This is a genomic window from Ligilactobacillus ruminis DSM 20403 = NBRC 102161, from assembly GCF_900113455.1.
Classification (GTDB): Bacteria; Bacillota; Bacilli; order Lactobacillales; family Lactobacillaceae; genus Ligilactobacillus; species Ligilactobacillus ruminis.
On the sequence record NZ_FOPI01000015.1, the window covers coordinates 46,989 to 58,771 of the forward strand.

Here is an 11,783-nt window from a genome sequence, read left to right on the forward strand (position 1 = left end):
GCCAAAAGCAAGATGTCAAGAAATGTTGCCATAAAAAACGTCTCCGTTCAAATTTATAATTTTTCTTTATTTTAACCTTGTTATGAGAAAGTTCTTTGAAGATTGATTATAATATAATTGGATATGTGTTCGGAAAATTGAAAGGTGGGTCATAATTGATTGAGCGTTTCAAAAATTTTGTTGAAAAGCGCTTGAAATTTATCAAGCTGTTGTTTGTTTTTTCTGTTCTGATATTTGTCGTTTACGAAATCGGGCGAATTTTTAAACAGATTGATTGGGGAAAAGTTCAAGAAGGACTTGAAAATCAGTCAATGCTCACGATTGCGGTGATGTTTTTTGTCGGCTTGATTGCCGTTCTTCCGATGATTGCCTATGATTTTACGGTCGTGAAATTTCTTCCTGGAAAATACAGTGTGCCGTATATCTTCAAAAGCGGCTGGATCGTCAATACGACGACCAACGTTGCCGGATTCGGCGGCGTCATCGGGGCAACGTTGCGCGCCAATTTTTACAAGAAAAACGCAAGCGTCAAGCAGATTGTCTACGCGCTTTCGAAAATTGCGCTGTTTGTTTTGGCAGGACTTTCCATATATTGTTGGATTTCTCTTGCATTGATTTATGGTCGCGGCATGGGAAAACTGTTCGGCAGCTACTGGATCTGGCTTGTCGGCGGAGGAGTGTATTTTCCCGTACTGTTCATCGCGACAAAATTCAAACAGACCGAATTTTTTGCCGACTTGACGTTGAAACGCGAACTGGCCCTGATTATCAGCTCTTTTTTCGAGTGGACGTTTGCCGGCGGATTTTTCTTGTTTATCGGCTTGATGATGGGAATCAAAACGGATTTTTTGACGATTCTTGCAATGTATATTACCGGTTCGGTTTTGGGAATCGTGTCAATGGTTCCCGGCGGCTTGGGCTCGTTTGACGTTTTTATGATGTACGGCATGGCAACGCTTGGCGTTTCAAACGAAACGGCCGTTGTCTGGATCATGTTTTTCCGGTTGTTCTACTACATAATTCCTTTTGTCATCGGGGTTATTCTTTTTGTTCATGAAACAGGCTCAAACATTAACGAAAAACTGAACGGAATTCCAAAGATGGCAGTTCAAAAAGTCGCGCATTTCGTCTTGACTATTTTTTTGTATGCTTCAGGAATTTTAATGCTGCTTGAAGCTGCCGTTCCGCGTTTTGCAAATTCCAATGAGCTGTTGAGAAAGCTGTATTCGTACAGTTTCCTGTTTATCAGTCAGGTTTCGGACATTATCTTTGCCTTTATGCTGCTGGGACTTGCCAGGGGAATTTCGGCCAAGGTCAAACGCGCATACTGGCCGACGCTGATCGTGCTTGCAATCGGTGTCATCAATACCCTTTTGAATCGTTACTCGCTTAGTCTGGCGATTTTTTTGGGATTCGTAATGATTTTGGTTTTCCTGTCAAAAAACGAGCTTTATCGCAAGCAGATGCAATATTCCATCGGTAAGATGGTTGCAGACATCGCGATTTTTGCGGGGACTTTCTTACTTTACACGCTGGTCGGAATTTTGAATACGCCAAGCTTCAGCAATCGCCATCATGTGCCGGAATACTTGCTGTTTCCTGCTCAAAAAGACTGGCTTGCCGGGTTCATCGGGTTGATGATTGCGGCACTGATTCTTTTGCTCATGCTGACGTACTTATCGAAAGGCCTGACGCCGTTTGTGCCTCAGGTCTTTGATGAACGGAGAATCAAGCAGATCATCAGTCGCTTTGGTTGCGGAAATGCAGGGCACCTGGTCTACTTGCGCGACAAATCGCTTTATTTCTTCAAATCAGAAGGAAAAGATCAGGTCTTCTTCATGTATCGCAGAAAGCAGGAAAAACTATTTTGCATTGGGGAGCCGGTCGGGAATCCGAAATATTTCAAGGAAGCTTTGGAAGATTTTTTGAAGACGGCGGATCTGTACGGCTTTGAACCTGTTTTTTACGACATAGATCAGGATTTCACGCTTTTGCTGCATGAATACGGCTATGATTTCCTGCAGATTGGCAAAAAGGGTCTGGTTGATCTTGAGAAATTCAATTTGCATGGTGAAAAGCATCACAATCAGCGGGCTTTAATCAACCGCTTCGCAAATGACGGCTATGTGCTTGATTTTTTGAAGCCGCCATATAGCGAAGAGTTATTAAGTGAAATGCGCAAAGTTTCGGATGAGTGGCTGAGCAATCGAAACGAAAAAGGATTTTCCGTAGGCTTTTTTGATGAATATTACCTTGATCAAGGCAGTTTGATTACTTTGAGGGATTCTTCCGGCAAGCTGAAGGCTTTTTCAAGCATCATGCCGCGCAAGCACGGGGTAGTTTCAAGCGATCTGATGCGTTATGTCAAAGATGCTCCGGCACAGACCATGGCGCGTTTATCGTTGTTTTTGTTTGAAAATGCCAAAGAAGCGGGCTATGCTTACGTTGATCTTGGGATGGCGCCGACAAGAGACGGTGCCGACTTTAATCGTGAATTTATTACGGAAAAGACTGCGCGCTATATCTATGAATACGGCTACCATTTCTACAGTTTCCAAGGCCTTAAGGCTTATAAGAACAAATACGTTGACATATGGAAGAAGAGCTTTATTGTCTACCGCAAACGCTCGCAGATCGCATTTACGATGTTTCAGCTGATGAGCGTCATCAACTCGAAGGCCATCAAACATGATTACAAGGGTTTGGTCAAGCCGAGAATCTTTAATTAATTTTTGGGAATGAAAGTCGATTAATTTTAATGTATACTGAGAGTGAGAAATAAAAACGGAGGTGCACTCGTGTCAAATATTTTACTTATGAATGCCGGCAGTTCCTCGGTCAAGTGGAAACTGTTTGAACTTGAAACGGAAAAGGTCGTTGCCAAAGGGCTTGTTGAACGCATGCTGATGCCTGGTTCAAAGTTTGAAATCAAATACGGAGAACAAAATTTTCAGGAAACTTATGACAATCTAACGTATGAACGTGCTTGCGAGCTGATTATCGAAAAGATTCAGAAAAAGGGAATCACGTCCCTTGAAAAAATCGCTTGCGTAGGCCATCGCGTCGTTGCCGGCGGTGAGAAATTCAGAGGCGCAACCAAAATCGATGCCGAAAAGCTTGAAGAAATCATTGAAATGAGCGATCATGCTCCGTTGCACAATCCGATGGAGGCAAAATACATCGAACTGATGCAGAAGGTGATGCCTGACACTCCGCAATATGCCGTTTTTGACAGCACGTTTTTCACGGACATGCCGGAGATGAATGCCATTTTCAGTCTGCCCTATGAACTTACGCAGAAATACGGAATCAGACGCTATGGCGAACACGGAATCAGCCACGGCTATATTTCGCATCGTTGTGCCGAGCTTTTGGAAAAGCCGCTTGAAGATTTGAAACTGATTACGCTTCACTTGGGCAGCGGATCTTCGATTTCTGCTGTCAAAGACGGCAAGGCCTATGACAGTTCCATGGGCTTTACGCCGTTGACAGGCGTGACGATGGGAACTCGCTGCGGCGACGTTGATCCGTCAATCGTTCCGTTTCTAATGAAAAAACTGGACAAGTCCGCAGAAGAGATCCTGCAGCTTTTCAATTCTGAATCAGGTCTTCTCGGAATTTCAGGCAAGTCCCCTGACATGCGCGATATTCGTGCCAATATTGACGATTCGCGCTGTGCTTTGGCACGTGAAATTTTCATCAACCGCATCGTCAAGTACGTCGGAAGTTATTATGTTGAAATGGGCGGAGCAGACGTGCTGGTTTTTGCCGGCGGCATTGGAGAAAACGATCCTTCGCTCAGAAGAGATGTCGTTTCAGAGCTTGCCTGCCTTGGAATCAGTCTGGATGAAGCTTTGAACGAAAAAAATGCTGAAGGGCTTATTTCGACGAAAGATTCCAAAGCCAAAGTCATGATTGTTCCGACGAACGAAGAATTGGCGATGGTTCAGGCAATCAAGGAAAAATTATAGGAAAATTTAAGAGAAGGCTCTCGCTTTTGATGCGGGGGCTTTTTTTCTTAAAAATGCAGAGAAAATCTCGCACAAGTGTTTTGCGAACGTACATTCCTTGTGCTATAATCGATTAAACGAATGATCAGGGGGCGTTTCAGGTATGAAATTTTTACACACTGCGGACTGGCACGTTGGTCGCAAGCTGCATGGCTACGACTTGAGCACAGAACAGGCCGATGCATTGAGAAAACTGGAAAAAATAGCCATTGACGAGAAAGTTGACGCAATCGTGATTGCAGGCGATATCTACGATCGCGGGATGCCAAGCGAAGATTCCGTTCGGATGGTCAACGGGGCACTTAAAAAACTGAATTTGGAAGATGGTTTTCCGTTATTGGCCATCAGCGGAAATCATGATTCGGCCGAACGCCTTTCAACGGGTTCAGAGTGGTTTGAATCGACGTCCTTTTATCTGCATACGAAGCTTGAACGGGCAGCAGAACCGATTGAAATGTCAGGAGTACAGTTTTTTTTGATGCCGTATTTTGAAATCAGCGCAGCAAAAAGTTTTTTAGGAGATGAAACGCTTAAAACTGCCGATCAATGCGTCAGAAGGATAGTTTCCTTGATGAAGGAACGATTTAAAGACGGCTTTAAGCATGTGCTTGTGGGACACTTTTTTGCCGTTGGATCCTTGAAATCTGATTCGGAAACCCCAAGCGAAGTCGGCGGACTCGAAGCAGTCGGCATAGATGAATTGGAATGTTTTGACTATGTCGCGTTGGGACATCTCCATCAGCATCGTGCTTCAAAATCAGAAAAGGTCAAGTACAGCGGTTCGCTTTTAAAATACTCGGTTTCTGAAACATCAGATCAAAAAGGGGTCTACGTTGTCGATACCGATTCGGAAACAATTGCCTATAAACCATTGGAACCTTTGAATGACGTACGAGTCGTCAGGGGACTTTTCGAAAATCTGATCAAACCGGAAAATTATCGGCAAATTCCTGATGATGATTACGTTGCGGTTGAACTGGAAGATCGCGTTCCAATCATTGATGTGATGAATCGCCTGAAAAAATACTATCCGCGAATTATTGAACTGAAGCGTGTCAACGGACGCGTCAATCACGAAAATAACGGTGTTAAAAATTTGGAAAAATTATCTGAAATGGAACTGTTTAAAACATTTTACAAAGATACCGTCGGAGAAGATCCTGACGAAGAACAATGCAAAATGATGGAACAGGCGCTTCAGGACGTACGCAACGGGAGGGAAAATCAATGAAACCTTTGAAATTGAAAATGAAAAATTTTGGACCTTATAAGGATGCGGAAGTTGATTTTACCAAGTTCAGCGAAGCTCCGCTTTTCTTGATCACTGGTGCTACCGGAAGCGGAAAAACAACCATTTTTGATGCGATGTGTTTTGCGCTTTACGGTCGGAGTTCAACCGACAAGGATCGAAACGTCTTCTTGTTGCGCAGCGATTTTGTAAAGGATTGCAAGGAAAAAACGGAAGTTGAATTGACGTTTTCGCATCAAGGGAAAGAATATACCGTCAATCGTTCATTTTATCAGACGGCAGGCCAAGAAAAAAATGGCAAAATCACCAAAAAAGCAATTCTCAGATATCAGGATGAAAACGGAAATCTTGCAGAATTAAAAGGGCCGAATGAAATAGGAGTCAAAGTAACAAGCCTTCTCAATTTAAGCGCCGAACAATTCAGCAAGATTATTCTGCTTCCTCAAGGAAAGTTTAAAGAGTTTCTGATGTCGGACAGCAATAAAAAAGAGAAGATTCTCAATCAAATTTTTGGAACCGATTTTTATGACGAGTGGGTTTCGGAAATCAAAAAACAAGCAGATGAATCCCGATCAGACAGCGATGAAACTAAAAAAGAGCTGTTATTTGAACAAAAACAGGCAATCTTTTCGGAAGCGGAACCGGAAGCAGAACCGGTTGAAGATTGGTTCGATGCACTGGATTTGCAAATAAAAAGAGATGAGGAAAATTGCGCCAAGGCCAAAGAGGCTGAAGAAGAAACGCAAAAAAAAGTCAATGAAGCATTGAAGAAGATGGCGTTGGCAGAACGGCTCGAGCAAGATTTTCAAGAATTTGAGGAAGTTTCTCGAAAAAAAGAACTGTTGGAACGAGAACAGGCAAAAATCAACGAGCAGAAGAATTATTTGGCGGAATTGAACTGGGCTTTTGGATGCGAAACGATGGTTTTCAGAAAAAAGACGTCTCAAAAACGCTTGGAAGAACTCCGAGCAGACATTGAAAAGCAAAATGCCGAATTTTCTGAAACGAAGGAAAAATTCAGCAAAGCATTGGAAACTAAGCAAAGTCTTTTGCGGAAAGCTCCCCAAAAAGACAAGGCGCAAGCTGATTTTAATCTGTGGCAAGGAAGGGTCGGCATATATGACGAGGCCGAGCAAAAAAATGCCGAACTTGCTGACCTGCAAGCTCAGGCAGACAAATCATCCAAAAAGCTTGCCGGAAAAAAAGCGGAACTTGAACGCAAAATTTCCTCTAAGAACGCTTTGGACAAGTTTATCGAGAAAAATTCCGGAGCGGACGACGAAAAGCACTGTCTTGAACTGGAAATTCAGCAGCTGAAAGAAAATGAAAAAAAACTTCAGGATTACAAAGCCCAACAACAAAAAGCTGAAGTTTTGAAGAATGAGCAGGTTGTTTTGGAAAAAGAATCTGCTGAAGCATCGGAACTCCAGAAAACGGCTGAGCAGGAGTATGAGAACATCCAGAGTCAATGGGCCAGGCTGCAGATCAACGAATTGGCCAAGCTGCTCAAACCGGGAGAAGCTTGCCCGGTTTGCGGCAGTTTGGAGCATCCGAGCCCTGCATTTGGTGATGAAAAGACCGTTTACGTGACGGAAAATCAAGTAAAAAAAGCAAAAGAAAAACATGACGAAGCCGTTGCCGATGCTTCAGAGAAAAAGGCCAAGGCAGATGCCAAATCAAAAGAGTTCAGCGAACGTCAAGCTGACTTTTTGGAGAAGATAACTGAGTTCAGTCGATCTCTCGGATATGATACCATTGAAATCAGCGAGCTTGAAAAAAAACTCGACGCCAAGAGATCGGCTAACGAAGAAAAACTCTCACAAGCCAGAGAAACGGCACGAAAAAGAACGGAAGCCGAAGTGAAGCTTAAAACTTTGCAGACGGAAATTGAACGAGGAGAAAAGCTTGTTTCCGACTTGAAACAAGAACTCAGCGAATGTCAGGCGATGATTTCAGGTAAAAAGGCCGGTCTGGCGGAACTTGAAAAACAGTTGCCAAAACAGTTCAAAACCAGAAAAGAGCTGCAGGAACAACTGAATCAGTGGGATGAGTTCGTTAAAAAATATGATGCCGACAAGGAAAACAATGATAAAGAAGTTTCTGATCTTGATAAAAGGCGTGCCTCGTTGCAGTCGCTGATCGAAAAAGAAAATATCAACCTGGGTAATGAGTCAAATCTATTTCATGCTTCCGAAAAAGAAATCGAGTCGGCTTGCCTGAAGAAGGGGATTTCCGCTGAGAGACTTTACGAACTGCTTGCAGAAAAAGACCGGATTGCCGAGATTGAGCGTGAAATCAGCGACTTTCAGAAAAAAGAAGCAACGGTTTCGGGCGAATATGCTGCAAGTCAAAAGAAAATCGACGGGAAGATTCGGCCAAACATCGAAGAAATTAAGCGGATTCAACGAGATGAACAGGAGCGTCACGGACGTGCCAAAGAATTTTTGCAGCAATCAGACAATTTGCTGAACAAGAACAAGGAATGTCGCCGAAAGGTCGAAAAAGTCTGGAAAAACAGCAAGAAAAAACTGGAACTTGCCGAGCGCAAACAGTCTTTGTATAATGTTCTCCGTGGTCAAAAGGGCATTGCTCCAGGTTTTTCACGCTTTGTTCTGGCAAATTATTTCAGAAGCGTAATTGAAGTCGCAAACGTTCACCTTGATAAGCTGACGGGCGGCAGATATAATCTGGTTTTGGATGACACAGCAAAGGCAAACTTAAAAAATATGGGCCTGGAACTTGACGTTTATGACGACAATGCCGGCGTAAACCGTCCAGTTCACACGCTTTCCGGCGGCGAAAGTTTTATTTTCTCTCTTTCGCTTGCCATGGCATTGGGAGAAGTCATTCAGGAAAGAAACGGCGGCATCAGCATTGAAGCAATGTTTATCGACGAAGGGTTCGGCACGCTTGACGATGAAAGACTGCAATCAGTTCTCAGTGCCTTGCAGTCTTTGGAAAACAATAATCGAATGATCGGCATTATCAGTCATGTTGACAAATTTAAAGAGCAAATTCCTGCTCAGATTCAGGTAACTTCAAAAGAAGGCATCAGCACGATTGGATATCAGACCGAATTCTAAAAAGAGCGAAGGCAGGTTTTTTTGAAAAATGCAATATAAGACGCATCTGGCGGTATCATTGGCAGTCGGAATTCCTTTGATGTCTTGTGCCGGAGACTTAAATTTCCCGAATGCGATGGCCCTTTGCGCGGGGACTCTTTTGCCGGATATAGATTACCCCAGCTCCTATATGGGAAAGAGAAACAAGTTTATCAGCAAAGTAGCCAATAAGACGCTGGGACATCGCGGCGGCACGCATTCGCTTCTTTTTGCAGTATTGGTCTATGCATTTTTCGTATGGATCAGAAATCTTTATTTCGCTCAAGCTGCCTATTTTGTTCCTTTTTGGATTTTATGCGGGTATTTGCTGCATTTGTCAGAGGACAGCTTTTCAAAAGACGGGGTCAACTGGCTTTGGCCACTGACGAAACACAAGGCAAAATCAGGTGGCAAGTTTGCATACTACAGTACTGGAAAGCTGAGCGAGGTCTTGGTTTTTCTGGCAGCAGGATGCGTTGTTTTATTGGAATTGAAGCTGGCATATGACGGTAATTTGAAAAGTTTGACTCCAGGCAGAACGGGTGAATTTTTAAAGTATTCGATCGAATTTCTTAAACGAATTCTATGTCTTAAAACATGAAGTTTCTTATGGACTTTTAGAACCATTTGAGCAATAATATTAACATAGAAAGGCCTTAACTTTACTAAGCTGGAGAGGGGAAAATCCATGGTGAGAGATTCTGAGATGCTAGTTGCTGCTGCACAAAAACTGAAAGACTATGAAATCAAGTCGACGCCTCAAAGACAGGTTATTTTGGCTTATTTGATGAAATCAAAGGTGCATCCTTCGATTGAGACGATTTATAAGTATCTCAAGAAGAACGATTTTAACGTCAGTTTGGCAACCGTCTACAATACTTTGCAATTATTTGAGCAAAAGAAACTTGTGATTGAGGTTGCGGTTGACAAAACGGGCCATATGAGATATGACTATTTTGACAATCCGCACTATCACATGATTTGCGTGAATTGCGGCAAAATTGAAGACGTTTTTGATGATGCGTATCGTCAATTTGAGAAGACGGCGGCCTTAGATACCGGCTATAAGGTTTTTGGCAGTCAGTATGAAGTTTTGGGCCTTTGCCCTGCGTGTCAGCGCAAGGAAGACAAAATAAGCAATCGCAATTGATGAATCAAAGCTGATATGCTACAATTGGACTATTGATGCTTAAATCAATTAAATACAGGCGTTGAAGCAACGAAGTAGATTGTCAAGTCACTGGCAAAGAGAACTGATGGTGGTGCTGAAAATCAGGGCAAACTTGATGGTTGAATTACATTGTGGAGTTTGAACGGTTCATCTCGATATCGATGACTGGAGTTGATTGCTGATTTTTGTAAAATCTGGCGATAATCTGGGTGGTAACGCGGAAAAATTTCGTCCCTGATGTCTGATGGCATCAGGGAATTTTTGTTTTAGGAGGAATTTCGATGACGAATATTATTGATGAATTGAAGTGGCGCGGGGCCGTTAATCAAGTTTCTGACGAAGAAAACCTGAGCAAACTTTTGGATGAAAAGTCTGTCGGAGTTTATTGCGGAACTGATCCGACTGGCGATAGTCTGCACGTTGGACATTTGATTCCTTTCATGATGCTCAAAAGGTTTCAGTTGGCAGGTCACCGTGCATTTATCTTGATTGGCGGGGGAACAGGATCAATTGGCGATCCATCCGGACGTTCAACGGAACGGACATTGCAGACGATGGAACAGGTTCATCACAATGAGGAAGCCTTGACTTCACAAATGAAAAAGCTTTTTGGCGAGGACAATATCACGATTGTCAACAACTATGATTGGCTTTCAAAAATCAGTCTGCTTGACTTCTTGCGCGATTATGGCAAGTTGTTCAATATTAATACGATGTTAAACAAGGAAGTCGTTGCAAGTCGTCTTGAAGTCGGAATTTCATTTACTGAATTTACCTATCAGATTCTTCAAGCTGTTGATTTTCATCATTTGCTGTTGGAAAATGACGTTCAGCTTCAAATCGGCGGTGCCGATCAATGGGGCAACATCACAGCCGGGATCGATTTGATTCACAAGATGGAAGGGTCTGATACGCAGGCATTCGCATTAACGATTCCGCTGATGCTGAAAGCTGACGGAACCAAATTCGGAAAATCTGCCGGCGGTGCGGTTTGGCTTGATCCTGAAAAGACGACGCCCTATGAATTTTATCAGTTCTGGCTCAATCAAGATGATCGTGATGTTGTCAAGTATCTCAAATACTTCACGTTCCTTGGCAAAGAAGAAATCGAAGAACTTGCCAAAAAAGTTGAAACGGAACCAGAAAAGCGAGAAGCACAGCGTCGTCTTGCTGAAGAAGTTACTGAATTCGTTCATGGAAAAGAAGCAGTTCATCAGGCTGAGCATATTTCCAAGGCTTTGTTCTCCGGTGAAGTCAAAGATTTGACTGCGGATGAAATTGAGCAGGGATTTAAAAACATGCCGACTGTTACAGTTAACAAGGAGCCGGAAAACATTGTCGAATGGCTTGTTGCGAGCGGCATTGAAAAATCAAAGCGTCAAGCGCGTGAAGACGTGACGAATGGTGCCATTTACATCAACGGCGATCGAATCAAAGATCTCGAATTCATGATCGATCCAAGCAAGCAATTTGATGGCAAGTTCGTAATTGCGCGACGCGGCAAGAAACGCTATTTCTTGGGACGCGTAATTGATTAATATTTTTTAGAGTCAGGATTTAACCTGACTCTTTTTTTAATAAAAAATGAAACAGCAAAAAAATTGGGAAAAATTCAAAAAAAATTATTTCGTATTATGATGATTTTTAAACAATGGTAAAAGCATAAAATAATGGTTGCTCATCTCAAAAACGAACTATTGACGATGTATAAAACATTAAATTCGTTTTTTGACTTAAAATAAAATTTGGATGTAAATAAAAAGATAAAAAGGGTGTTGACGATTAATGATAATCAGAGTATAGTAATTTATGTTGTTACGGCGCAAGTCGTTAACAAGTTATAAGAAAAGTTTTTCAAAATTATTCTTGACATCAATAAATAGTTTTGATAAAATAATAAAGTCGCTTGCGAGAGCAAGTGATGAATGTAGATCTTTGAAAACTGAACAAAGTTTCGATAAGCAAATGTGCAGGGCTTCTTGTTTTAAACAGGAGCAATAATATTTGCGAAGTCAATTCGCTAGTAAATTTTGAGTCACAAACTATAAATTGAGAGTTTGATCCTGGCTCAGGACGAACGCTGGCGGCGTGCCTAATACATGCAAGTCGAACGAAGCTTTCTTTCACCGAATGCTTGCATTCACCGAAAGAAGCTTAGTGGCGAACGGGTGAGTAACACGTAGGCAACCTGCCCAAAAGAGGGGGATAACACTTGGAAACAGGTGCTAATACCGCATAACCATGAACACCGC

At 42.5% G+C, this 11,783-nt stretch carries 7 protein-coding genes and 1 rRNA gene; all 8 read left to right on the plus strand.

Features of this window, described 5'->3' with window-relative positions:
- Window positions 1–155: 155 nt before the first annotated feature.
- On the plus strand, window positions 156–2,729 hold the full coding sequence (gene mprF / locus BMZ95_RS05735) for a bifunctional lysylphosphatidylglycerol flippase/synthetase MprF (RefSeq protein WP_046922611.1): 2,574 nt from the start codon (window positions 156–158) through the stop codon (window positions 2,727–2,729).
- Between the two features lie 69 nt (window positions 2,730–2,798).
- Complete coding sequence (locus BMZ95_RS05740) at window positions 2,799–3,971, plus strand: acetate/propionate family kinase (RefSeq protein ID WP_080927197.1); 1,173 nt, start codon at window positions 2,799–2,801, stop codon at window positions 3,969–3,971.
- A gap of 142 nt (window positions 3,972–4,113) precedes the next feature.
- Window positions 4,114–5,241, plus strand: coding sequence for an exonuclease SbcCD subunit D (locus BMZ95_RS05745; RefSeq protein WP_046922612.1), 1,128 nt, complete (start codon window positions 4,114–4,116; stop codon window positions 5,239–5,241).
- The gene (locus tag BMZ95_RS05750) at window positions 5,238–8,342 is read left to right on the plus strand and encodes an SbcC/MukB-like Walker B domain-containing protein (protein ID WP_046922613.1); all 3,105 of its coding nucleotides are present in this window, start codon (window positions 5,238–5,240) and stop codon (window positions 8,340–8,342) included. The genes BMZ95_RS05745 and BMZ95_RS05750 overlap by 4 nt, the downstream gene beginning before the upstream one ends.
- A gap of 28 nt (window positions 8,343–8,370) precedes the next feature.
- On the plus strand, window positions 8,371–8,961 hold the full coding sequence (locus tag BMZ95_RS05755; RefSeq protein ID WP_046922614.1) for a metal-dependent hydrolase: 591 nt from the start codon (window positions 8,371–8,373) through the stop codon (window positions 8,959–8,961).
- An 87-nt stretch (window positions 8,962–9,048) separates the two neighbouring features.
- Window positions 9,049–9,510 (plus strand): Fur family transcriptional regulator, encoded by a 462-nt coding sequence (locus BMZ95_RS05760; protein ID WP_041819831.1) that lies wholly within the window; start codon window positions 9,049–9,051, stop codon window positions 9,508–9,510.
- Window positions 9,511–9,812: 302 nt separating this feature from the next.
- Window positions 9,813–11,069, plus strand: a complete 1,257-nt coding sequence (tyrS, locus tag BMZ95_RS05765; RefSeq protein ID WP_046922615.1) for a tyrosine--tRNA ligase — start codon at window positions 9,813–9,815, stop codon at window positions 11,067–11,069.
- A 507-nt stretch (window positions 11,070–11,576) separates the two neighbouring features.
- Window positions 11,577–11,783, plus strand: a 16S ribosomal RNA gene (locus BMZ95_RS05770); the annotation flags it as partial.